We start from the raw sequence: 24,755 nt of genomic DNA, 5'->3' as shown, positions 1-24,755 counted from the left end.
CGAAATTCAGTCCGGCAGCGATAGAGCCAGTTCCTGGCTGGGCTAACCGTACCGGCAGTAGCACGACCTGAAAGGCCTACCAGGAATGAAAGTACTGATCTACAGCGACCTTCACATCGAGTTCACGCCTTTCGATCCGCCAGATGTTGCCGCTGATCTTGTCGTGCTCGCCGGCGACATCGGTATCCAAGCAAGAGGTGTTTTGTGGGCAAACGAGACATTCAAAAGCAAGGTGATCTACTGCGCCGGCAACCATGAGCACTACAAGGGCAACATCGACCGTACGGTCGAAAAGATGAAGGCCGCAGCCGCTGTCAATGTCCATGTGATGGAGAACGAATCTGTGATTGTGGGCAATGTGCGGTTCTTGGTTGCAACGGCGTGGACGGATTTCGGTAGCACTGGCGACGCGGTCGCAGCGAGCATGACGTGCGCCCGCGAGATGAACGACTTCAAAGTGATCAGGGCCGACTCCAATTATCGGCGCCTACGGCCAGCCGATGTGATTGCCAAGAACGCAGCCAGCAAGGATTTTCTCAGTCGAGAACTGAGCAAGCCGTTTCCTGGTAAGAGCTTCGTTGTAACACATCACTGCCCAATACCTGAAGTGGCGGGTGACGAACATGATGGGCATGTCAGTGCCGCCTACTTCAACAGATGGCATGGGTTGGTCGAGCAAGCGGATTTCTGGGCATTTGGTCACACGCACCACTCGATCGACAGGGTGCTGGGTGGGTGCCGCTTACTGTCAAACCAGCGCGGGTATCCGCAGGAACAATGCGGGTTCGATCCTTGCAAAATCATTGAAATCGTTTGATGAGTGGAGAGTAGTGAGTGTGTGAATTGACCGAGTTCCCCGTGCGGGTTGTGCGAGCGACCGTGATCGAGTGGGGCGTGACTATCGATGCATATCTTTTGGACGCCGCGATGGTGGGTAACCGCTACACCGGCCTGGTGTATCAAGATCTCTCTGGGGTCAACGCAGACGGCATGACTGTAGTGACACCTGAAGTTCGGTCTGTCCGTCAGCAGGGCGGTTTTACTCTGGTGCGTAGTCTAGGTGGCCACGATCATTACGTGATCGTATCCAAGCTTTCGTAGATCGGGGCAGGGCCTGAACCTCCGTCTAGTCAGGCAAGGTCTCCATGGAAAATCTTATTTGTAACACTGCAGCCAGGGGCGCTGTCGCTGCCTGAATCTCCCTCGGGATAGCAACGGCGCGGACGGTGGAAGTTTATTCGGAGGGGCAGGTATGCCAGCCAGACTTTCGGCTGCTCAGCGCCTCGGGCAAAAGCTCAATTAACTACTGAAGGAAAGGTATGTCTGGCCTGATTAAGAGGACGCTCACTGTCAAGAATTACGATCTGCAGGGCAATAGTGATCTTGATGTTCTGTATAGCATGGTTCGATGTGAAGATGAGGAAGGTAATAATGTCCACTTTAAGCAAGTGGTAATGCTTGAATACCTGAGAAGGCATGGTGCCAAGAACACCGATACGCCGCGCATTTGGTATTACAAGCATCTTAATAAGAAATCAATCATACTCATTGCAATTGAGAAGTCTAACGGGAAAGTTGAGTATGATATTGATCAAGTGCGACGTGTCGCTAGATCCACTATTCTTAAAGGTCTCGTCTATGGAGTTGCTGCAGTTCCTGCGGGTGTGATTATTGCGACTGCTACCTACGGGTTTGGTTTGTTGTTCATCCCTTATGCGTTTTATTTGAGTTACAGGAATATTTTCAAGTTTCCGAAAATGTTGCGTCGCCAAACATTGGTAAATGACCTAGCTGCGCATGGTGTAGTAGTGCGCTAGCCTAATTCACCCATTACAGCTGGCTTTGCCTGATAGCGCGGTGTAAAGCGGACTTCGTCGCGATAGGAGTGAATCATGGTAACGGCGGCGGTGATTTTCGATCTGTTCGGTACAGTCCTTGAAATCCAGGATCGCCAAAACCCCTATCGGCGTCTCCTTCGCATGGGGGCAGAGCAGGGGCGTTCGGCTTCCCCTGGTGACATGCGCGTGATCATGAAGTTGAGCGGTGGGCTCAAGGAGGCCGCAGCGACCCTAGGCATCACGCTGAGCCCTTGGGCACTGGCAGAGCTTGAGCACGCTCTAGAGGTTGAACTGGCATCGGTTCGGATCTTTGATGACGCCTTGGCAGCAATAGATTTGTTAAGGGCCAGTGGCATCAAAATCGCTGTGTGCTCAAACTTGGCTGCGCCTTACTGTGACGTTGCGAGGCGACTGCTCCCCGATCTTGATGGTTATGCGCTTAGTGCTGAGTTGGGGGTAATGAAGCCTGACCCAATGATTTATCGATCTGTGTGCAGTCTGTTAGGACTTGAGCATGCTATCGATACTAAGCAAGGGCAGGTCATCATGGTGGGTGACTCAAAAAAGTGTGATGAGCGAGGGCCGCGTGTTTGCGGGATTCAGGGCTTTCACCTCGACCGCGCTGGTGGAGGGCGCTTTATTAACTTGGTGGAATTCTACAATGAAATAGTCACACAGAACTGAGCCTCATGCCAAGGTTAGATAGTGAGAAAAGTCGGGCTGTATATTATCAGCTTACTCCTGCGGAGTTCGAGAAAATGATGGATGACTTCAATCAGGAGCAGGCTTGGATGGTGGAGCAACTGAAGTCTCGCGCTTGTTTAGACCGAGCCGAAAGTTCTAAGTCTCTCAAGACTGACAGGGAGCTCCAAGCAACGAGCGAGCTTGGAATTATTGCATGTTGCGTTCGAGCACCCGTGGCCTGTTGGAGTGTGGAGCACCGCTGCTTCAAGGTGAGGTATGAGCAGATCTCCGTGATCGCCGTGCAAGTGTTTGGCGGAAATGAGCTTGCAGACGGCTGGATGAGAAAGCCCAAAGTTGGGCTAGGTCATAAAGCCCCGTGCGTCCTGCTGTCCCAGCCTTCAGGGTACTCAGATGTCCTTGATTGGTTGATGCGGATTGAGCATGGCAGCTGCATGTAAGCTGAGGTCTCCAGCAGGCCTTACCCATGAGATAAGGCCCACACCAGGATTAGCGCACGTTCGTATACCAATTACTGTCACCGGGAGCAATTTGTCCCGGGCGGTACCCGTATCTGGTTTTGAGCTCGGCTTTCAGCTCATCATAGTTGTCGGAGAGCGTATCCTGGATCATAGACACGTAGGCGTCGAACGTCGGATGTTTGCGCCAGTATCCGCGGTGGATCGCGCTGGAGAGGGAACGGTCGAACCAGCCACGTAGTGCCAGTAGTAGCCCTTCGATCCTTGTTTCCAGGTCTCCCGTAGAAAACGCCTGCACACGTCCGTCACGCTTCATCCGTTCGCGATCCATCAAACCAGCCGGGACATATCCCAACGCTTCGCTGACTTCATGGTAGCGCTCATGGATCTCACGATGATCATCACGATCCTGCTTGAGGTCAGCTGAGAAGCTGAACTCACAGAACGAGCATTTGCTAACGCCAGTGTCACCTGGGGGAGTGTGGACATGCTGCATGAGCCATCTGTCATACAGACGCATCGCCTCATGGTAATTCCGGACACCAAGCTCTTGGACAGCAGCGATTTCTTGCCGTTGGCCGAGTTTGAGGGAAGGGTGGGTGTGCTTCAGTTCTTTCGCGACACGCTTGATTTTCTTGATGTGGCTGTAGGTAATCTGCATGGAGCAGCTCCTGAAATGCTTGCTCGGCGTCCACTACAAAGCAACCTGATGAGATTCAGGCTGGGATATTTCCAACGGTCACGATAGTGCTAAAGCTTCACGAGTGTGGACTGCAGGCACCTACCGAGCACCTGGTGCTGACACTACCATCGCCGCTACTGGCTGACAATGCCGCTTGATTGCAACTCTGCTTTTCTTATCACTTCGCACAGTGGTCGCTAACATTCATCGTCTGGGAGTAGCCGCATGCTAGTACCGCATTTTTCCGACTACGCTCTTTGCCGAGCTTCCCAAAGAGGGGGTGCGGTTACTTGATCAACATACGGAGCGGTCATGTCGAGTTTACAGGCGGAATATCAGCGGTTTTTGGTCTATCTGGCCGGCCAGCCCGTGCACGATGACGTCCGGCGCATCGCGAACCTGGTCATGGAAAATCTTCAAGTTCTCGCAGAGGTAGGCACCCAAAGACGCGGGCGCTCCACGAGGCTGGCTCCTCTCGCGCTTCAGCAGCTTGCTCAAACACATGCAGACCTACCCGGGGCCACTCAGCTTGCTCAAGTCGCTCGCAGTCATCTGCGCCTGGATCGATTGGAGGTCGGCCCGTTTCGAGGGTTCATGCAGTCCGAGTCATTCGACTTAAGTCGTGACATCACCTTGATCTACGGGCCGAACGGGACAGGGAAAAGCAGCTTTTTCGAAGCGCTCGAAATGGCCATGCTCGGCTCGATCAGTGAGGCCGAGGCCAAGCGATTTGATAACCGCGCCTACTGTAATAACGCACGCTTGGGGCGCCATGTAGCGCCGCGGTTGATGGGTTCGCTAAACGGTGCTCCCGCGGCTCAGGTGCAGGCAGACGAAGCAAGCTTTCGCTTCTGCTTCGTGGAGAAAAACCGGCTCGATGACTTCGGTCGCATCGCCGCAAGAACTCCAGGTGATCAGCGCCAATTGATCGCGACCTTGTTTGGCGTCGACCAGTTCAGCGAATTTGTCCGGGGCTTCAATGCCACGCTGGATGAAAACCTTAGTATTTCCAGCATCAAAGCACTTCAATTGGAGGGAAGACGCAACCAGGTTGCCGCCTCTCAGCAGACCTTGGATGCCTATCCACAACGGCTCGTAGGGATTGCTCAGGAAGAGGAGGCCTTGGCCGCCAGAATTTATCCGGGCAGCACTTATCAAGGCTGCGTCGACTGGATTTTTGGCACACAGGAGAGGCAGGGCCAATTGGCGTATTTGCAAGGTGTCCTGGAGTCACCGTTACCCATCATCCATGGGTGCACTGCTGTGAGCCTATGGCAAATGCGCGCACAGGTCTATGAGTGGCATGGGGCAAGCCAAGCAGCGCAGCAGGCGCTCAATGCCAGAGCGGCGGACGTTTCATTTTCCAACCTCTACGATTCCCTCCTGCAGTTGGCAGAGGGTGCAGCAGCGTGCCCGGCGTGTGGTACGCCACTGGATCGGGTTGCTTATGATCCATTTGAACGCGCGCGAACGGGATTGGCGCAACTCGCCGAGCTAAGAACCTTGCAGCAGCGGTCAGTGGACGCCACCAATAACTGCAATGAAGCCTTGCGGTCGTTGCTCATTGAGATGCGGCGGGTGTGCGAAGTCGCGTCACAGGTATGCCCAAACGAATTCCAGGCAGCTCAATTGCCCGTACTTCCTCCCAGTTCTGTCGGTCAGTGGCTGCAGCCCTGGATGAGTGACAATGAGAGGTCGTGGCAAGCGCTGATGCAACTGATGACTTTCATTGAGCAGGCGGATGCTGCTAGCCGTCAGGTCGTCGAGCAAAGACAAACCTTTGCACAGCAACGTCAGACGCTCGATGGGTTCAGAGGTGAAATCGAGCGCTGCAGGCTGATGCGCTCTCAAGCACTTCAAGAGTTCACTCAGGCGCAAGCGACGATCACTCAATTCGAGGCTGATAATCAGCAATTGATCGAGGAGGTGGGGCGCGAGGCGCTGGCGCTTGAGCACAATAGGCGGATCAAGGTGGCCTACGATGCCTATCTACTCCAGCTGCAGGCGTACCTGGCCGCATTGCCTGCTCAATTGCTGCAGGGGCTGGGTGACAGTTCTCGGAATCTCTACAACCTGTTCAACCGGGAAGATCCACGGCCAGCTCAGATCCATGCGCTATGGCTGCCGTTGGCTGAAAACGGGAAAATCGAAATCGAATTCGTAGGTCAGCCAGGTGAGCGTTTTGATGCGTTGCTGATCTTGAGCGAAGGGCATATCCGGTGCCTAGGTCTGGCGATTCTTCTGGCAAAAAATCTCGCAGAGGACTGCCCGATCGTTATCTTCGACGATGTCGTTAACGCGATCGATGATGAGCATCGAGATGGCATCTGGCGTACCTTCTTTGAAAGCGGTCTGCTCGATGCCAAGCAGGTCATTCTCACCTCGCATGCCGAGGAATTTTTGCACCGAATCCAGCAGGAGATTGGCGCCCAGCGGGCAGCGCAGATTCGTCGGTACCGCTTCCTTCCCCACCATGGCGAGCACCATCTACGCATCGACACCGACCCACCCACAAAGAATTACGTTCTGCTTGCCCATGCGGCGTTGCAAGCTGAAGAGAAGCGCGATGCATTGCGCCATTCACGGGCGGCAATCGAGAGTTTGACGGATCGAGCATGGACATGGTTTGGGAGACGTCAGGATGGACGATTAGAGCTGAAGCTTGGAGGCCCCCGAGCCAAATGGGAGTTGAACAACAAATGTCTCAAGCTTCGAACAGGGCTTGGTAGGATTCCGAATCCTACCCAGGGCCTCCAGGACTTCCTCGCTGGGCTTGACGCGTTGCTTCACGTAAGCGGCGCCTCGATTGAATGGAGCTATCTGAACAGTGGGACACACGACTCTCAGCAAGATCATGAGTTTGATCGAGCCGCCGTCAACACGATCGTTACGGCTGCCTTGGCAATGGATCGGGGTCTTGAAGCGCTGAGGAGCGGTTGAGGGGGAGGATGACCAGCAGGTACATCCTGCTGGCGTCGTTCTGTACCTTTGAGCGGGCCGTCCCCAACCATTGAATTGGTGCTGGCTTTTCACCTGGACAATCATACTCCCGGATTGGAAGCGCTCCGTCAGGTTTTCTGAGGCGTGGCCCCTGCGTCACTCTCGTGGAGGTGGCGGGCATGGGCGGGTGAGAGCATCTCGAAGTTCGCTGTGAAAACCGCTATTTCTGGAAATCTGTTTTTCAGGACTTGGGCCTGTTATTCACCTTGAACTACCACGTGGAGCCCTCTTTAGTATGAGGCCCAATACCGGGTCTCGATGAGAAATGCCCCATGCCAAGGATTACCAAAAGCGACCTGCGTTACGATTACAGCTGGAAGGCAACCGCGGGCGATAATCCGCATCTGATCCACAAAGATGCTAGCCATCTGAGTCGTAAAGAAGGCTATGAAATGCTCGAATTCCTGAACCACCTGGGCTGGGCGGACGAAAAAAAACGGTGGTTTACAACAGCGGTGAGGACATGAGCGCACAGTTCCGCCTCTACGTGGAGTGGATGCTCAAGGAGAAATTCAAGTCCACGGCGTCTGGCCGCCCCAAGGTTGTTGACTGGATCAACGACAACTGGGAGTCGCAGAAGACCTCCGTCATCGCCCTGAAACCTCAGAAAGCTTGAGGCTGAGGTCGATGGTGGCATGTGGGGCTTGTAGATAGAGCCCCACGCTTGCCGCCAGTAATTAAGCCGATAGTACTTCACGGCAGAAAGCGTCGAACACAGGGTCAGTTTTTCTCAACTGATCAAGGTCGAGTTGTTCAACTGCCTGCAGCGAACGATTCAGGCGAGAGGCACGACGCAGGCGACGCATTTCTTCCTCAGAAAGCCCAAGCCATTCTTCTATTTGCGGATCGATGATGATAGGTGCCCAGTTGGTGGGCTCTATGTTGTTTGACAGAAGGAGTTGTGAGCCTGCAACGTCATTATCACTGTCAACTACCGTAAGTACTCGTACTTCGGGATTAGCCATCAGCAAGCTGTTTGCAATTCGTGGTACTGAAATTTTCCCCAGGGCTGAGATGATTTCGATTTTCTTGGTGGATTTTGAGCCGCTCAGCAGGCGTTGGACAATATTGGCCAGTACCTCACGGTCAGTGTCGCTTTCGCAGACAATGATCAGATCTGTTGGTGTTGCAGGTTGGGTGTCATTGCGCAGCACTTTCCCTGTTACTCGATCGTAGTGAGCCCTTTCAATGTGCACGGGCTCCGAAGCGGAGGCTTTCACCAATTCGGTCACGATAGGGTAAAACGCCAAGCCTTCCTCTGCTGCCTTGCGCAATTTTTCCTTCAGGATTTGCTTGAATCCGATCTCTTGGATTATGGCCGCATCCATGTCTTCTTTGGTGAAGAGAATCAGATTGAGCGATTTGCCGGCGATGAGGGCATCAACCGCGTCGGCAGAGTAGCCGGACATCGAAATGAAAACGCCTAGCGTCCCGACAAGCTTGCCATCTACCTTGCCCTTGAACTGGTACAAGGTGGAGGCTGGGATGGGATCCGCGTGCCATTTCGCTTCTAGGAGAAGGAAGCCTCCATCCAGGTAAAGCGAACCGTCGATTTGCTCGCCGGGAGATTTGTAGCTGGAGCGGGGCTCCAGTCCCTCTGACTCCAGTAAGCCCTTCAAGACCTTTTCAAAGTCATAGCCGCGGCGGCGTTTCGCGACGGCATCAGCATCTGGAGCAAGCTCTGAAAGCTCTGTGTACCACTGACGAAGACTTCGCTCCTGCTCCATGCCATTTTCCTTGCGGGTAAAATGGCGAAAACCTAACACATCATGCCGGTGTGGGTAATGGATCTTTTACCTGGAACTCATGTCTAGCCCCCTAAGGACGGAGGTTGCGGTGCCGGGACGCTTTCATGTCCCCGGTTTTTTCGGAGGTGCCTGGATGTTGCGCTCCATGTGCCGACAAGAGCCCTCGTCCAGCCCTCGATAATCAGAACACCCCCAACTCTTGGCCTTGTCTCGAAACACCATGCTTCCACCGCTTCTGGGGCAAACGGCGACCCAGCCATTGCAAGAAGGGGAGACGCAGACCCGGTATCTCCCAGAGCGTGTCATGGGGGCATTGCAGCGCCGGCAGCCGCTCTCGATATGGGTGCAGCGCGGCCAGTTTGAACAGGCAATAAAAGGTGCGCGGGTAGTTCTGTTTACACGGTTTACCAGGCTTCCCTGAGTGCAGACAGGGCAGTTTGCGAGGATTGCGTTCACTTGCTCAGGGCTTGCAGCGAGCTCTTCAAGCTCCAAGGGATAATCGCCTTGGATCAGCTCCCGTACGAAAGGTGAGCACCTCATCATGTCGCAGACCAGGTAGACCCTATGTCTCGCCCGCGTTAGTGCGACATAGAACAACCGCCGCTCTTCGGCATGGGGGTAAGCCTCGGCTTTCGGCTGTAGGGCTTCAATGAGGGGGTGATTAACGATCTCTGAGGGGAGGCCGTACTTACCTTTGCTCAGCCCGAGGATGATGACGTAATCCGCTTCTTTGCCTTTGGAGCTGTGGATCGAGTCCTTCTTGAAGACCAGGTTTGGGAACCTTCGACTCACGGGATCAAGGTCGGGCAGGTTGTGTTTGAACCTGGCGAGGAAGTAGACCGAGGAGCCGGGTTTCGCGATGGTACTGAGATGCGCCACAGTGCGCTCAAGCACCTCGTCGATAGCCTTGTCGTCCGCCATCGAAGCGCGGACGAGAGACACGGTCGGTGTGTCAGCGACCGTATGGGATTGGATATCCTTGACGATCTGGCGAGGGTTCTGCATCACGAAACGGCTGGCGACTGCACCGATCTTGCTGTTGAAGCGAAAGGTCTTCCTGAGCTCGCTGGACTCCGTTGGCCCGAATATTTTTTTGAAGTCAGCAGTGAAGCTGATATCGCTGCCCGTGAATCTGAAGATGGACTGCCAATCGTCGCCCACGCAGAACAGTGACCCATCGTCTTGGCCCCTGCGTAGGGCCTGCACGAGATCGGCCCGAGACTTGGCAATGTCCTGGAACTCGTCCACCACGATGTATTTCCACGGGCTCTTGAAGGTGCCGTCGAGGACGTACTGGTTGGCTTTGTTGATCATGTCATCAAAGTCCATCTTCTCTTCGGCCTGCAGCGCATCGACGTACGCATCGACTATGGGGGCCAGCAACGTGATGGCTGCACCGACCTGGCCAGGGTCAGCGCTTCCGGCGATCAATTCAGCTTGCTGCTGATCGGAAAGATTCGCAGCCCTGAGCAATCCCAGCATATCTGTCAGGATGAGCGAGAACTTCGAGATGACACCGAACTCCCGGAGGGTTTCCAAGATGGCTTCGGGAGGAAGAGGATTGAGCACTACGCCGGCGCTGGTCAGGCGTTGCTTCAGCACCTTGAGCAAGACGCCTTCTTGTTTTTCATAGTGGAAGGTTTCGATCAGCGGGATGCCTCGCTCTGCGTGAACCTGGCGTTTCCAGGCCATGTCGGCTTGGTATTTGGCCTGGTCGATGTAGGGAGCGGTGTTGCCTTGCCGATCTGTACCGAAGTGCTCGATGTAGATTCCGAATTCCGGAAGAAAAAAATCGGGCCGATACGTGGCTCGGTCAGGGGATTGCAGTGGGGTTTTAAGCGTAGCTTCGTACTGGTATTCGATACCATTCTTGAAGAGGAAATTCGCGATGTCGCACTCGCCGAAGCCTTTGACTGCCTCGCCCTTCAGCGTGCGAATATCGTTGTCTTCCAAGAAACGGTAGTAATCACCCAGCGTCTGGAATTCGAATGGGTTGCGTACCGGATGCAACCATTGCTCAAAATAGCTGAGCAGCAGCTCTCGGTATTCCGGTTCACGCTGTTTGGCCTCGAAAGCCGTGTTGACGAATTTGGCCTTGGCCTTTTTATCCGTCGCCATGGTGCTGATGTCGATCGACTTGTTTTCTGCTTTCTTCACGATGCACCGGCCTAGCCGGTGGAAGGTTTCGGCTGTTATGCCCTGGATGCCCAGTTTGCTTTCCAGGCGCTCCCTCAATTCGATGGCAGCCTTATTGCCGTACGCCAAGATCAGGATCTCTTCGGGTTTGGCTTGCCCACTTTTAACCAGAAACGCGACTCGCCCGATGACGGTGCTAGTCTTGCCGGTACCGGCGCCGGCGAGAATCAGGTTGTTGTCCTCGTCGATGATGCACGCCTTGCGCTGATCAGTGGTCAGCGGTTGGCTTTCTACCGTTTCGAAGAGATCGTGATAGTCGACCAGCGCTTGATCAACGTAGGATGCACGGGAGTTCGTAAGCCAATCTTCGGGTAGTTGAACAAGCCGCTTCATCTTGACCAACAGCCGGTGGTGCTCTGGAGTGAGAATGCCCTCAGGTGGAATGGGAGGGCAGGTGCTTGCCCAGGACAGCGCTTGCTGCCTATAGGGCTCCCATTTCGATGTCCGAAGGTAGCGTTCCTCCTTAAGGCCTTGTTCGAACATTTCCAGGCGTGCCTTGGTTTCGATGATGCGCGGGATGTACCAAGATCGAACGAGCTCCAGCCAAGCGGCATCGCGTTGCTTAGTTGTTCGAAAGTAAAGGCGCCAAGTGCCCCGGGGCGTGGTGACGTACGCCATGTGCAGAAATACTATGGGCGCACGTTTCGGCGGTTGACCGATGGCCGCCCAGTCAAAGCTCTCGATGCCTTTGGGTGTGCGAATCTGAATGCCGCTACTGAATATACCCAGCGCATACGCTGCTGATGGAAGCCATCGGGCCCACCAGGGTGGATTAATGTCTGTCAACTTCTGTACCAGCACCGGCATCATGAACTGAGCCTGGTGCACTTCCTTTCGAATGATGGGCGGGTCTTGCCCACGACGCTGTCTGGGCCTGAACTGTTGGCGCGTTACGCAGAGCGCTGTATCACCAGTGAAGTGGCATTGTGATATGCCACCTCGATGCTCACAACATTTCAAGACCATGGACGGGATTTCGCTGGATCCCTCAGGAGCGGCGCACGTCGTCGCCAGGCGAGCGGAAGTGCTTGATCAGAGGCCTGGCGATGCGCTTGGAGCCGTATGTCAGACGCCTGGCGATGCGCTTGGAGCCGTATGTCAGACGCCTGGTTGTTCCTGGCATCAACGCCGACTTGCCGTGGAGCGCCCGAGACGCCTGCATCTAACGGCTAAAGCTCATGAACGACGCAAACTGTTTACCGGCACGCTTCGCACCTGCAAGCACGCATGACAGAAAACGTGTAAACCAGTTTTTGGTGGTGTAAACCACGCAGGTTTACAGTGTGAAAAAATGGTTTACACGCCGCTGTCGCAATAGCGCGTTAGGTCATCAAGTCATTAGGCTTGGAATGTGACTGAGGCGGACGCGATGCCCCCCAAACGGGAGGGCATCAAGGTGCTGGTCTACCTTACTCGACCCGCTCGAATGTCCTCGATCAAGCTCAGTTGGGAGTCAAACTCATTGCGTTGGGCATCAGTGAGCCCTGCGCGAAACGGTGCGATTGATGCCATCTCGCGGTCGGCGGCTTCGAAGTCTCTGCAGTAGGCCAGGATCACAGCGTAGAAGCTGCGAGCACTGGAGAGCTCGCCTAGTAAGTGTGCTTGCTTGATGAGAGGGATAATGTTGCTGCCCACTATCGTCCGGGCAGCGTGAAAATCACGCATATCCAACATGTCCTGAGCAGCGTCCAGGCCAGTTCTCACAGCCGAACTGAATGACTGGGTGCACACAAAAAATTTCCATGCATACAGACGATAGAGCTGTGGGTTCACCCCTCGTTTTTTCAGTAGGATGGCTTTGACTTCGTAGGCATTTGCAAGGTGGGTTACCAATGCTGCCTCCGGAGATAACTTGCTGAGGTGGTCGACGACTGAGCTGGTCGAGCGCCCCAGCATCCACTGCTCACTTATCTGGAGCAGCTTGAGGTGTTCATTGATGACTTTCTCGATCAGTGCTTCGGCAGCCTTGTTTTCATGGATTCGCCATAGCGCCACTGCGGTGTTGTAATCCAAAGTAAGACGTCGGTCTGGGGTCAGGGCGGGTGATTTTTTGATGAGCTCGATAGCATCGTGAACACCTTTGGCATTTTCTTGTAAGCCCTGCCACTCCATATTTTTTTGGTGATAGGAAAGTACCGCCCGATCTGATAGCTGATGGTTGGCTACCAATTGGGCCATTGAGGACAGATAGATCGATTTCTGTTCTGGGTTCTCCGATCGATTCGTAATGAAGAAGAGAGAGTCGAACGCCCAAAATCTAGTCTCTGCATCAAGATCAGAAGAGGTGGACGCCTTTTCTAGATAATCGATGAGCAGTGGCCCTAGCCCCGTTTCCTGGAAAAGCTCTTCCCCGGCCAGCTCAATGAGAAACTCGCTCTCTTCAAGATCGATCAACGTCTTGATGAGCAGCCTGAGCTTATGGTGGCTACGCGTTTGCTTCAGGGAAGTCAGAAGCAGATCTTTGAGCACCACCTTGGTTGTCAGCAAGCGTGAGTCTGCCACGGCGTGCAACTCGCCCGCTCCGACCAATCGCATGGCATCGTGGAGTTTGATTTCGAGGCTGCCTTGCACTTCCAAAACGCCAAGCGCACGAAGTGCTCGGATGGCCTGATTGACCGCAGCAGGAGGTGTTGTTGCGTAAGCTGCCATCAAGCTCTGCAGCTCGTTTTGAGTGATGGCGACATCGACCATACTCAGAAGGGTAACGATGTGCTGGCTGGTTTCTGGGAGGCCCTGGTACACCTTGGTAAGAATGAGTTCCTGTGCTGTCGTTTCCAGCGTGGCCTGTTGCTCCAGCGCGGTACAAAGCGCGGATAGATCCCCCTCATAGTCCTTGGCTGCGAGTCTGGCGGCGCTTTGGAGATATAGCGGCATGCCGGCTGTCAGTACGCGCACCCTTTCCATGGTCTCAACATTGCCCTTGGCACCCAGGCGAGAGGCCTCTGCCGCCACGGAGTCCAGGTTCCACCCCTGGAGCACTTCCCGACGCACCCCCGACAATTGCTCCACTTCCTGAATCGACCCGACGGGTTGGCAGAGGAGGATGAACCGCATCTGCGTGGTACACCCGAACACGGCTTGTAGATCTGCCGCAGGAATTTCGTGAGCGTTGTCGATGATCACCAATGGCTCTATGCCTTGGATCTCCAGGTGACGACCCAGTGCGGTCATCGAATCGATGCCAGATGCGTCCGGGGCAAAGAGTTCGCCAATTTCATGGGGCTTGTCGACTAGCCCGCCGGCAATCTCCCTCACCAGGGATCGTGCGAAAGCCGGGCCCGCGGTCTCACGTGCGTCGAAATAGATGCACGATTCCGGGGTATGCATTGCGGCCTGAGCGCACCATGATGTCTTGCCCGCACCGGAGAAGCCGCAGATGATCCGAATGCGCTCACGGTTGATGAGTGCAGGCTCGTCAATCTGCGGGAGATAGTGGGTTTGAAGTGCCGGCAATCTTTGCAGCTGCGTCAGTAGCTGCTCGAACAGGGCAGGTAGCGATTCTGAGTGGAAGGTGTAGCCACCTAGGTTCTGGTGGCCAGTGGCGGCGGCTTGCACCTTTCCCGCCAGCTTCCATACCAGCGATTCGGGTACCAATGCCCCATGAGGAATCGTCTCTGCCAGCTTCACACAGTCGGCCACTGCGCTACTCAGATCAGTCCAGCAACCCGGCAGGCACGCAAGCTCCGCAGGGAGAATCTCGCCCGGATGGATGAACTGCACATCATCACCCAATTCACCCTGCTTGATACGGGCACTAAGTTTCGGGCCAGGGGACTGGTTAGAGGCAACCACGAAGCGAGGAGTGCCATGTCGAAGGCCCTGCTCGTGTTGCTCACGGATTAGCTGAAACCGATCTAGGGCGGTACCGAGGTCGCTCGGGATTAGGGGATCACTGCGAGTTTTAACCTGGACATAAATCCGGGTATCGGCGAGCACGACTTCCACGTCTTCATCTCGCTCGATCACCACGCTCAGGACGTTTGATGTCTTGGCTTTGAGCAGGCAAGCCACCGCGAACAGATGCTGATACAGGAAGCCTCCATGTACAGCAGCGATCCGCTTTTCCTGGGCTTCATCAAGGGTTGGGTAATCGACTGACATGATGTGTCTTCCTGCTTTCCTTGGCATCAACCGCGGAGTGCGTTATTGCATTCTGCTTGACCAACCGTTTGCATTGCCACCGACCTCTCAATTGCATTCAACCTGACGAGTCGTTTGCACTGGATTAGGCCAGCGCGCTGGGTGTGCATGACCAGACCCCAGCGCTACGGTCATTCATGGTGGGCGACGGTTCGCGCCTTACCATGCAGAGTACTCAAAAAGGCTTACTGCCCAGGCCCTAGAGCTCGTGGATATCCACCTGGTATCGTTTGGCATTCTTGCGAGCTTGGAAAAATTTTGGCTTGAACCCATAGCTCTCAATTGTGTTGATGTGGTCTTTCACGTCGGATTGACTCATGCGCATGCCAAACACGACTTCCTTCAGAGCACTTTGGTTGAAAACCCCTGGCCCAGAACCTTCAGCCGTCACATTACCCACCAGGAATGTGTATTTTTCTTTGAGTTGCTCTTCGGAGTAGTAGGGTGACTGGCTTGGATTCGACCTAAGCACCTCTAGCTCTTGTTCGTAGTGTTCGTCAGGCGCAAAGATGCTGGTGTACTCCATTTCTGGTTTAGCGACAGAACACCATTCGCGTTCATATGCCCAATCTGCCGATTTCTGCAGAAGAGAGATCGCGGCGAGTTCAGCTTCAGTGTGCGAATAGTATTCGAGCGTCCGATAGCGGTTCTGGTAGATGACCTCTTCAGCAGGTGGTAAGCCAGTCTCGTCCCACTCGAACCCTAAGCACATTCCGTTGTGGTTGGAGGCGTAGTGAGCCCAGAGCAGAAGATTGTCGGGATTTTCCGCCAACGGTGAAGACTCAAAACGAAGGGGAGCGAAATATGACTCCCCGTCTAGTCATCTAAGGCGGCAGCGGGGATCAATGGGAAGAGTTGTCTTGGTCGTAGGAAATACGTGCGATGAACCAAGTCGCTTCGCCTGTCGGTGTTTGCACCGTGACCTCATCACCTTCCTCTTTTTTCAAAAGTGCACGCGCCATTGGCGAGTCAATAGAGATATAGTCATTGCGTCCGTAGATCTCGTCGTAGCCGACAATTCTGAATCGTTTGCTGTCGCCTTCCTCATTGTCAATTTCGACCCAAGCCCCGAAGAATACCTTGCCTTCCTGCTCGGACGCATAATCCACAACGCGGATATCCTCTAATCGCTTACGAAGGTATCTGATCCGACGGTCAATTTCACGAAGCAGCTTCTTGTTGTATTGGTAATCCGCGTTCTCACTGCGATCACCTAGGGACGCCGCCCAAGTCACTTTTTGAGTGATCTCGGGGCGATAGGTGTGCCAGAGATGATCCAATTCTGCTTTGAGGGCATTGTGGCCTGCGCGGGTGATGATATTGGTTGGCAATACTGGCTCCAAGAATAATCAGGCTGATCAGTGCCGCTAGTCGGCAGGCTATCAGTGCCGGCGGGAGTCCGGCGCCTTCATAGAAGATGGGCTCTTGCCGGCTGGCTTAAGGCTCAGGCTACCATGCATTTGGTTTAAATTTTTTGAGGTTTTGAATCCCGTCCACGGCCTGGTCTGGCGTGGCCCAGGTCGTGGTGACGGTATGGCGAGGAGAGGATTTAGTCTCGCCGCTGGTATCCCCCAGTATTCACAAATGTTTCAAGGATTTTTCCAGGGCATTGAGGGTTCCTGGCCAAAACAGCTGCTCGTCATTTGGCCCAAGGATGTCGCTTCGTGGCCCGCGTTTTAGGTTGTGCTCAATGAGAAACAAATCTGAATTGAGATACTCCAACGCATCTCGTTCACTTTCTGTAAGTTTGAAGGTCGCACTGGGGGCGGAACGCACATCAACCTCATAGACCACATTAGGCGGTAACAACTCTTTCGTCTTTCGTTGTTCGGCTCTCAACTGGGCAAGCAGACCTCTCGCCAGCAGCTGATGTCGACCATTGAGCTCGTCGATCCAGCTGTGAGGGCCACTAACGGGTTTTGGTTTCAGTGGGACTTGATCAGCAAAGGCTCCGATCAGTGTCCGGTACTTCGCACCACCAGAATTCTTGACGGTTTGCAGCGACGGCGCGCCATATACAGCCCCCAAGCGTGCAATCATTGCTAACGTGAAATCAGTGCTGCCGCGCTTTTTCTGCTCCATGCAGGTTTCATATATGGCGTGAAGGCTTCTCCGCGTGCGTGTTGAGGTTCCTTCGCTCAGTCGTGCCAACGTTTCTTCAGGGGTCACCGCGCCATCTCCTGGTTGTCTTGGTGAGTGTCAATTCCTTGCTGAGAGGTGAGCGTCATTAGGCGAGTATCACGTTGAGGTCTGGAATCATATTCAATGCGCAGCACATCCTGCGCGTTGTCGCCTTTAAGCAGCAATTGAAGCGCTCCGGGAGTCATGCGTTGATCCCTTGGAAGATCTTTCATAAGAATCGTCCCATCCATTACTGCCTCTACTGTCGGCCAACTCATTCGCGCGGTCATGAACTTGACGATTTGGTTACCAATAACCAGCTGGCTATTTTTGTCTAGTTTGTACATGACCGGCGCCATCCGGTTAAGTTCTGCCATCCGGTCTATCATGTTGCTGCGCTCTGGAGTGGCAAGTTCCGCACTGGCAGATGTATATATTTCAGCGTTTTCGCACACTTCGTTAAGCTGTCTGAAAAGTGAAACTTCTTCGAACGCGATAACCGTTTCGTGGCCGGACTTTATGATAAGCTGAGTTGAGTCGTTGCTCTTGTCATTATCGGCTCGTTCCACAATTAGTGCTTGGCATTGCTGCGTGAGCTTGTTAACGATATTCAAGTCTGCAAGGTACATGTCTGCTGTGACTGAAGCCGAGCTAAGCAGGCCATCTAGTGATTTCAATTCAGAGATTGCTGCACCAATCTGAGATTTATAGTCAACATCAGAGCTATCAGATAACTGGGCAGCATCAAATCGCTCAGCGGTCAACTTCTTAATTTTCTGTCTCAATTCAATCTGCTTGTCCTGCATGTCCCCCAGCTTCTCCAAGTGGGAGCGGCAGCATAGCGATATCTCATTAGCAAGGGAGAGCAGTCCGCCTAGGAACACTGGCCCAGTTACGAAGTGTCTGCAGTGGATACAGTTCTCACGCCCTAGATATCCAGCCGGGACGGCGACAAATTTCCCGTTGCTTGACGCGCCATCTCCGCAACGACTTGCTGCTGTCAGGCAGATGCCATAGTCTCGGTATAGAGCACTGCCTGCAGCGACTTGGCCTGCCAAAAGCTTCAGCGCTTCTTCATTATTAGTGAGGAATGCGTGCTGCTTGTCTCGGCCTTCGACAAGTGATTGGTAGGCTCCTTTGGACTGTTCGTGTAGATAACGTTTTTCCGCCTCGTTGAACTTTTGGCGCAAAAACTCTCCGGTCGTTTTTACATAGTAAATGGTCATGATCATGGAGGCATGACCGACAATCTTGACCAGAACGTTTAATGGCAGTCGAAAATCCATAACATACGCCGTGATAAGGCTCACCCTCATCGCATGCGGCGTAAACTCTGAGTGGTAGTCACTGACGTTTTCTGGGGAGCCTGTCATGGACGCCAGCTCTGGCGCAGTGTTGTAGAGTGCGATAGCGATACGTCGATAGAGTCTGCTACCGAAGCTTCCTGCACATTCTTCGGTACCGAAGTCTCTGAACAAGAAGCAGTTACTCCCTTTGCCCAAGCGATCAAGCTCTGAATAATTGGTGTTCTCGCACTCACTCCAAGGCATAGGACGATTGACCGGATTGTACTTTGACTGCCAGTCTCTAAACCGAATCATCCATTTGGCGAGTTCCTCAGGCATCCAAGGGACGTCGTAGCCTGTAATGCCTTCAGCTGTTTTATTGGTCGTGAGACGCATCCCAAATTCATCGTTTGGAAGGCGCTTGATGAAGCCTTCTTCTCCTGTCTGACCTCGCAGTGGTGAAGGGTTATCAATCCACACCAGCTTCCCATTCTTCATAATAGGAATTTTGAGATCGCACTCTCCTGAGTCCGCATACGCAAGCTGCACTCCTCGAATTGGCACTGAAGCTAGTGCAAAGGTGTGCATCCAATATCCTGGGAACCAGATTCGGTAGCGGCCATTGTTCTCTACATACACACAGTCGGGATCATTCTCATCAATGAGTGATTTATCAACATCTACCCAGTCATTCTCGAATCCCTGTATGTGCCTGAGGTCAGAGAAGGAGGCTGCCGCTGGCGGTACTATCCATTTCCTCATGGTGTCGACGTGGTGGTAGGCCAGCGGCGGCTTGGTAGTTTGACCAGGAGCGGCGTGCTTAAGAGAGGGTAGAGAAATTTTGAGAAATGGATTTACAGCCCCGGCCATGGGCACGATCTCATTTGTGTCCGGGCAGCGAGCGCTGAGATGCTTCTCAAGAAACCATTCCGAGAACTCCCGAAGCGTGGCCAAGTGCTGCTTTGCTTTCGAGTCCGGCATCGAAAGCATGAACTCTTTATAGTCTTGTCGATCAAAGTCTGGTGTTGTAAAGAATGTTAGAGGGTCTTCGCTCAAGTTGTTGGGCTTAACGTAATCTCTGACAAATTTTACCAAGTGGTGAACTTTGAAGTTACCTTTCGTCGTGCGGAGAAACTCTGCGAAAGCAAAGCGCCATTTTTCGTAAGGTTCTCGCAGGGTGACCAGCGTGTATGGTTCTTCTTTTCCAAGATAAGCTTGCCAATTGACCCATTCATCTTTATAGACCTTGTCGGGCGTCAATGGGAATTTTTTGTCGCCTGATTTTTTTACATATTTTTTATAGGCCCCACTGGTTGGGAGATTCAACTTGCGAAGGAGGGCGATAGCGTCCTCGTAGCAATAGGGGCGAATGATGTTGCACGTGTCATACCAGTCAAGCCATTCTCCGGCAAAGGCTCGTTCTGGATGCGCTGGCAGGCACGCGTATTTTTTATAGTTGTCGCGATACTCACTGCTGTCTTTGATTCCAATTGCTTTGATGGCAAATTTAACTTCTGCGAGTAAAGTGCATTTGCTTGGGAGGATGAAGTTTAGCCAGGTTGTATAGTTTCCATAAAACTGCCTAGGGCTGGCCGGGAGCCTGGGGTCAAGATGACGCAAATTGTTGTAGTCATTGAGAGTAGCTAACCCAAGTGCGCGAGCCGCAGCTGCAGCTTCTGCAACGGTCTCATAGAGAGGCGTTGCCGTTAAGAATTGAGCCCACCCGCCGGCTGGCCAGCTGCCCTCGTAATAAAGATCGGGCCGCTTAGGCAGCATTGGATCTAAAGCATGTCCATCCTTATACTCTTGGCGAGTGGTGAGCCCCATAGCACACGCTTGCTGACTGGCCAGCTCTATCGAGTCGTACTTTTCTTGATCTGAAAGGAAGTCATCCCAACTGCTCCAGTCGAATTCATAAGCCCGATAGGGATGTTTGGGCAGTCTTGGGTCATCTAGATAGTGGGCCCTATATTCTCTATCCGTAGTTAGGCCGAGCGCGAGTACGGCCTTTTTAGCCTCTCGGTAAGTTTTGTAGGGCGCTTCACGCAGGCCGAGGAAAGTCGGCCAATCAATCCAGTGGTCACGATAAACGAGGCTTGGTGCGGAAGGCAACTTCTCGTGGAATTTGCGAAACGATGTATATTGGCTATGAGTCTGCACATTGTTCTCGCGAACAAGTTTCATGGCCGAATGGTAGTCGAGGAACTTCAAATCGTCGTCTAGCCCGAGATAGTCATGCCAGCTTGTCCAGTCTTCATATTTTTTATCAGGCTCAATGCACAGGGAGCTGTCGAGTGCTTTGCAGCGTCGCACATAGTCACGCTTGCTACAGAAATCTAAAGCCCGGGCAGAACTGCGAGCCTCTTCGAAACTTTCGTAATGATCTGGGCGTCGATAAAATCTGTTCCAGCTTTTCCAGATAAATTTATATTCGACTTCTGGTAGGCGAGGAAGCATCGGATCGAGATAGTACCCATTCTCATAATCCAGTTGGGTTGAGAATCCAAGTTTGCGTGCTGCTGTGCTTGCTTCAGTGAGCGTCCTATATTTATGGTTGCGAATGGTATAGTCTTCCCAACCTTTCCAGTCCGCCTCATAAAGGCGATATGGATGTTTAGGAAGCAATGGATCGAGCAGGTAAGCAGTGAGGTATTCTTCTTTCGAGGTAATGTCGAGACGCTTCACTGCTTCCTTGGCATGCTCATAAGTTGAATACGGGTCAAGCCGTTGTCCTAGGAATGTTGGCCAGTCGATCCATTCCTCTTTCCACGTGATCTGCGGCATCCGTGGCAGGCGAGACTCAGTCTCACGAAGTTTGAGATATCCTGAGTTACTCTTGATGCCAAGCTCTTGCATCAAAGCCTTGGCTTCTTCATAGCGTAAGAATTCCGCCTCGACATTAATGCCGAGATAGTCCTCCCAGCCGCTCCATTCTTTGAAATATCGGTCAGGCGCCGTACGAAACCGACTGTCCACTTTCAAGCAGTTGCGTATGTAATGCGATTGCGATTTAAAATTATGCAATCGCGCAGCGGCTCTCGCTTCATTGAAATTGTTGAATTTTCTTCCTTCTGGGCCTGGAGGCTCATTACCCAAGAAGGTGAGCCAGTCGACCCACTGATGGCGATAGACTTTCAGAGGTTGTGACGGCAGTTTTGGGTACTTTGTGCGTAGAGCTTTGTACTGCTGTTGTGATTTAACACCATTTTCTGATAGAAGCTTTCTGGCTTCCTCATAAGTCAGATAGATAGCCTCCAGGCCAAGGTAGTCCTCCCACCCTGACCATTCTGGATAGCAGCGCTGTGGGTCGTGAGGGAGCAGGCGATCTTGCTGATGGTGACTTGCTAAGTAATCCTGTCTGCTGGTGAAACCTAAAGCCCTCGCTGCATGCTTGGCAGCCTCAAAGTTTTCGTAGATTTGATGATGATGCGAAGGATGCGTCGGATCCAAAAGGCACAGCTGGCTCTGTTCAGGCTCTGAAATAATACTGGTATCTCGACCGTTCTTAAATTCACCTACGGCCTGATGCGGAAGGTCGTGAGTAGAGGATGGATCTGCCGCGTGGTGCAGGAAACTAGGCCAGTCGACCCAGTCAACTCTCCATGTGAGTTCTGGGGATTTGGGTAGCAGGGGGGGCGCTCTCGCAGCATTTAAGGTATTCAGCTTTGTTCTTAACCTTGCGCTCCTGTATTAACTGCCTAGCTTCTTCATAACTAAGATGCTCCACATTGTCGCTAATACCAAGATAATCATCCCAGCCTGTCCATTCCGTTAAAAAATGTCGATCTGGTGCGGTGTGCAGGCGATCATCTACCCTCAGGCAGCCTTGGATGTATTGGTGTCGTGAGCGAAAATTGAAAGAGCGAGCTACGCGTCTTGCCTCCTCATAGCTTCTGAACTTTGGATGATGATCAAAGAAATCATTGCAAGACGTCCAGCTGTTGGCGTAAACCAAGCGGGGCTTCGTTGGCAGGCGAGAGTCGGTAACTTGGAGTGTGTGGTATTCTTTCATCGAAGTGATGGCTGCGTCCCGCACAATCTCAGCTGCCTCTTCGTAGCTATAGAACTTACCCCTGGGATCTTCCGGGCAGCCGAGATAGTCGCTCATGCTTACGAAGTCTGGATAGTATCTAGAGGGGTCGCCTATTAACTGCGGGTCACGGCGATAGTTCTTAATATAATCAGAACTATTTTTGAAATTGAGCGCGCGAGCAGCTGTTTTGGCTTCTTTGTAGGTTTGATAGATTTTTCGGCTTTTCATTGTCTACTTTAGCTTTCCGGCTTGCTGCTGAGTTGTTAGTGGTTGGGCGTCAGGATCTTGTTCTTATTGAGTTTCGTCGACCTTCAGAAACTTTGGAGTGGGGGGTGCTGAATTGGGATTCCTACGTTCGGTTTCTCGCATGATTTCGCGAATCTCTTCACCGGTTTTCGAAATATAAACTAGGCAAGAACTGGGGCTTTTGTGGTGCATCATTTTTTGAATGTCCACCATTTCAAAGTCATGCTCGAAGAGTCGATAGCCATAGGCATGCCTGTGTCCGTGCTCAGTAGTCCCCATTAATTTGGAAGGCGTAAGACCAATGCGCCTGACGGCGGCCTGGTGGCGTCGCCTGAAATTTTTTTTAGTTTCAGGTTCGCCATAGATATTTGTGAAGGCGTACGGCTGAGAATTCGTTCGTTGTTCTACGTGCTGGTATTTAAGATATAGCTGAAAAATGGCTAGAAATTCTGCGGCCTTAGAAGGCGGGAAAAATGAAATTTCCATGTAATTATCGGTGTGATCGAGCAGCGGGCTCTTCCAGCCAGCATGGAGGCTCTCGGTCTTTAAATATGCTGTGCGAGGTTTGAGTCCGTACTTTCTTTTCAGATAGTCCTCGCGATTGCTATAGCCGCGCTCAGGTGCCTTTCCGTCACGAGGATGGTAAATTCTAATCACGGCTTCGTTTCGACTCATATCGATTCCGATGTCGGAAAGGAATATATGAAATAGCTCGCTTTCTCGTACGCCACCGTAATGCATAAGATATGTCATGGCCTGGGATTTGTAGTCCCAGTAATAGGGGCTATTCGGGTCTGAGATTTTAGGACTTATAAATCCTTTTTCGATAAGGTCGTTGAAGCGACTTTCAGGGAACCGCTTCACTTCCTCTAAGAGAACAGTATCTTCGGAGAATTTGGCGATCTCTCTGGAATATTTGATTTGCTCAAGTGCACTATTGCTTTTTAGATGTTTCAGCAGGCTGTTATTCTTTTTATGGTGATAGGCGCACCAATTTAGCTTCTGTTCATGATTGGTTGCTTCCCGGATTGGGTTGATAATCACACCGCTATGGCCTGGCTGCAGAATTAGCCAGTCGGTATAGTTAGTTAGATAACCAATGATACGGTTTGCCTGCTTCTTACTGCGTGGTCTCCAGAAGAGCTCGGTCGGATCTTCACCTTTCCAGTCAACGGTTCCGTGATCCAATGCGAATCTGAATGCTTTCATCAGATCTACAGCAGAGCTAAACGGTATGTCTGACTGTTCGGTGAACTCCACCAGCATTTTCACTGCGCGATTAATGGCTGCCTGGCCGGAGCTGCTGCTGTCTGTCTCAGTGTGGTACTGAAGGAGCGAGACAAGCACGCCGTGCTTGGTGAGCAAGCCTTGAATCGTCTGGCCGGTATGACCTGTCGTATTGCTTCGGTACATGACCTTGATGTAGGCAACGCTCATCGTTTTGCAGCCCTCGCTTTTTCACTCGCCTGATCAAAGAAGGGGAGGTGGGCAAGGGGTAGGGAGGGTTCGATCACCGATGCGTGATCGAAAGGCAGGATGAGAGTCGTAGGCCTTGAGAGAGGGCTCAGAGGTAGTGGGTATCCGAAGGAGAAAGGAGTCAGAGTCATCGCGCGTGCGCGCCCGCTTACGTTGGCATATTCCAAGGGTCGGCCAGGGTTTCCAATTTTTCTGGGGCTGGGTGTTGACAGCATTGGTATACTCAGTGTACTATCTATTTGATTAAGGTTTTAATACTAGCACCGTGCTTTTTTTTAGGGCAAGGTGCTTTTTGCGTTCCTGGGCAGAAATAATCGCGGCGCAAGCGCGGTCACTAGGCGCTGATTCTCGCCGCCCCCGTTGGCGCCCCCCTCTTTATCTTGCGTCGCCTCCTGACTGACACTCCCTGACTGCATTGCGGGTCAGTGAATCGGGTCTTGCTGAAATGTGATTCACGACATCGTGCTTCGCGGCCTGTACCGGGATGACTTCCTCCTCCGCGATGTGGGTCGCTCTCGGGTTGAATCACTTTTCTCGCTCTCACGCTTCTCGTCAGTCCTGCTCCTCTCTTTCGGTTCTGTAGCCTCAATGGCTGAATAGTCAAATATTGTCAGTGGGCTTTGTCTCGATGATGCCTTTATGGGTAGCTTGTTGTGGTTGTGCTGGGGGAGCGCGTCACTCAGGGTAAGGTCGGGCACGTTCACTTTAAGGGTGGCGAGTGGGGGTGGTTGGGCAGTGATGGGGAGGGGGATGGATGGAACGTCGGGACGTGAGGCTAGGTGCGACGGGGGGGGGCGGGGTTTTAGTACCTTGGGGGTAGGGGAACTAA

General features: G+C 52.8%; 19 protein-coding genes. 8 read left to right on the top strand and 11 right to left on the bottom strand.

The window, feature by feature from the left end:
• Positions 1 to 85 precede the first annotated feature (85 nt).
• From TU79_RS13435 to TU79_RS26745, 5 genes are all read left to right on the top strand, one after another.
• A complete protein-coding gene (locus TU79_RS13435) occupies positions 86 to 817 on the top strand; it encodes a metallophosphoesterase (RefSeq protein ID WP_057008419.1) in 732 nt (243 codons plus the stop codon).
• A gap of 17 nt (positions 818 to 834) precedes the next feature.
• Positions 835 to 1,101 carry a hypothetical protein gene (locus tag TU79_RS13430; RefSeq protein WP_057008418.1) on the top strand — a complete coding sequence of 89 codons (267 nt, stop codon included), beginning with the start codon at positions 835 to 837 and terminating at the stop codon, positions 1,099 to 1,101.
• Between the two features lie 218 nt (positions 1,102 to 1,319).
• Positions 1,320 to 1,817, top strand: a complete 498-nt coding sequence (locus tag TU79_RS13425; protein ID WP_057008417.1) for a hypothetical protein — start codon at positions 1,320 to 1,322, stop codon at positions 1,815 to 1,817.
• A gap of 75 nt (positions 1,818 to 1,892) precedes the next feature.
• Complete coding sequence (locus TU79_RS13420) at positions 1,893 to 2,522, top strand: HAD family hydrolase (RefSeq protein ID WP_057008416.1); 630 nt, start codon at positions 1,893 to 1,895, stop codon at positions 2,520 to 2,522.
• Positions 2,523 to 2,527: 5 nt separating this feature from the next.
• Positions 2,528 to 2,980, top strand: coding sequence for an antitoxin Xre/MbcA/ParS toxin-binding domain-containing protein (locus TU79_RS26745; RefSeq protein ID WP_346240021.1), 453 nt, complete (start codon positions 2,528 to 2,530; stop codon positions 2,978 to 2,980).
• 49 nt (positions 2,981 to 3,029) lie between these two features.
• Here TU79_RS26745 and TU79_RS13405 read toward each other — a convergent pair whose 3' ends face one another.
• The gene (locus TU79_RS13405) at positions 3,030 to 3,659 is read right to left on the bottom strand and encodes a hypothetical protein (protein WP_057008415.1); all 630 of its coding nucleotides are present in this window, start codon (positions 3,657 to 3,659) and stop codon (positions 3,030 to 3,032) included.
• A gap of 333 nt (positions 3,660 to 3,992) precedes the next feature.
• Between TU79_RS13405 and TU79_RS13400 the strand changes: the two genes are divergently transcribed.
• The 3 genes from TU79_RS13400 to TU79_RS26600 all read left to right on the top strand — a co-directional run bounded on the left by TU79_RS13400 (position 3,993) and on the right by TU79_RS26600 (position 7,296).
• Positions 3,993 to 6,620 carry an AAA family ATPase gene (locus TU79_RS13400; protein WP_057008414.1) on the top strand — a complete coding sequence of 876 codons (2,628 nt, stop codon included), beginning with the start codon at positions 3,993 to 3,995 and terminating at the stop codon, positions 6,618 to 6,620.
• A gap of 332 nt (positions 6,621 to 6,952) precedes the next feature.
• The gene (locus tag TU79_RS26605) at positions 6,953 to 7,147 is read left to right on the top strand and encodes a hypothetical protein (protein ID WP_231986787.1); all 195 of its coding nucleotides are present in this window, start codon (positions 6,953 to 6,955) and stop codon (positions 7,145 to 7,147) included.
• Positions 7,144 to 7,296, top strand: coding sequence for a hypothetical protein (locus TU79_RS26600; RefSeq protein WP_231986788.1), 153 nt, complete (start codon positions 7,144 to 7,146; stop codon positions 7,294 to 7,296). The genes TU79_RS26605 and TU79_RS26600 overlap by 4 nt, the downstream gene beginning before the upstream one ends.
• Before the next feature lie 61 nt (positions 7,297 to 7,357).
• Here TU79_RS26600 and TU79_RS13390 read toward each other — a convergent pair whose 3' ends face one another.
• The 10 genes from TU79_RS13390 to gmtY all read right to left on the bottom strand — a co-directional run bounded on the left by TU79_RS13390 (position 7,358) and on the right by gmtY (position 23,887).
• A complete protein-coding gene (locus TU79_RS13390; protein WP_057008413.1) occupies positions 7,358 to 8,407 on the bottom strand; it encodes a restriction endonuclease in 1,050 nt (349 codons plus the stop codon).
• Positions 8,408 to 8,530: 123 nt separating this feature from the next.
• Positions 8,531 to 11,434, bottom strand: coding sequence for a UvrD-helicase domain-containing protein (locus TU79_RS13385; protein ID WP_231986789.1), 2,904 nt, complete (start codon positions 11,432 to 11,434; stop codon positions 8,531 to 8,533).
• Between the two features lie 178 nt (positions 11,435 to 11,612).
• Positions 11,613 to 11,747: a hypothetical protein gene (locus tag TU79_RS26740; RefSeq protein ID WP_269457971.1), complete on the bottom strand. Its 135-nt coding sequence runs from the start codon at positions 11,745 to 11,747 to the stop codon at positions 11,613 to 11,615.
• A 281-nt stretch (positions 11,748 to 12,028) separates the two neighbouring features.
• On the bottom strand, positions 12,029 to 14,725 hold the full coding sequence (locus TU79_RS13380) for an ATP-binding protein (protein ID WP_231986790.1): 2,697 nt from the start codon (positions 14,723 to 14,725) through the stop codon (positions 12,029 to 12,031).
• Between the two features lie 238 nt (positions 14,726 to 14,963).
• Complete coding sequence (locus tag TU79_RS13375) at positions 14,964 to 15,536, bottom strand: DUF2971 domain-containing protein (protein ID WP_057008412.1); 573 nt, start codon at positions 15,534 to 15,536, stop codon at positions 14,964 to 14,966.
• 70 nt (positions 15,537 to 15,606) lie between these two features.
• Entirely contained in the window at positions 15,607 to 16,095 is a 489-nt protein-coding gene (gene greB, locus TU79_RS13370; RefSeq protein ID WP_057008411.1) for a transcription elongation factor GreB, read from the bottom strand.
• 247 nt (positions 16,096 to 16,342) lie between these two features.
• A complete protein-coding gene (gene gmtX / locus TU79_RS13365; protein WP_069665359.1) occupies positions 16,343 to 16,933 on the bottom strand; it encodes a gamma-mobile-trio protein GmtX in 591 nt (196 codons plus the stop codon).
• Positions 16,930 to 21,621, bottom strand: coding sequence for a VPA1269 family protein (locus TU79_RS13360; RefSeq protein ID WP_082638490.1), 4,692 nt, complete (start codon positions 21,619 to 21,621; stop codon positions 16,930 to 16,932). Before TU79_RS13360 ends, gmtX begins: the two co-directional genes overlap by 4 nt.
• A 142-nt stretch (positions 21,622 to 21,763) precedes the next feature.
• Positions 21,764 to 22,432 (bottom strand): hypothetical protein, encoded by a 669-nt coding sequence (locus TU79_RS13355; RefSeq protein WP_057008408.1) that lies wholly within the window; start codon positions 22,430 to 22,432, stop codon positions 21,764 to 21,766.
• A 63-nt stretch (positions 22,433 to 22,495) separates the two neighbouring features.
• Positions 22,496 to 23,887, bottom strand: a complete 1,392-nt coding sequence (gene gmtY / locus TU79_RS13350) for a gamma-mobile-trio recombinase GmtY (RefSeq protein ID WP_057008407.1) — start codon at positions 23,885 to 23,887, stop codon at positions 22,496 to 22,498.
• Positions 23,888 to 24,755: the final 868 nt, after the last annotated feature.

The sequence above is a fragment of the Pseudomonas trivialis genome, from assembly GCF_001439805.1.
Lineage (GTDB): Bacteria > Pseudomonadota > Gammaproteobacteria > Pseudomonadales > Pseudomonadaceae > Aquipseudomonas > Aquipseudomonas trivialis.
Note: the sequence above shows the minus strand (reverse complement) of the source record. Positions and strands in the feature narration are given on the sequence as shown.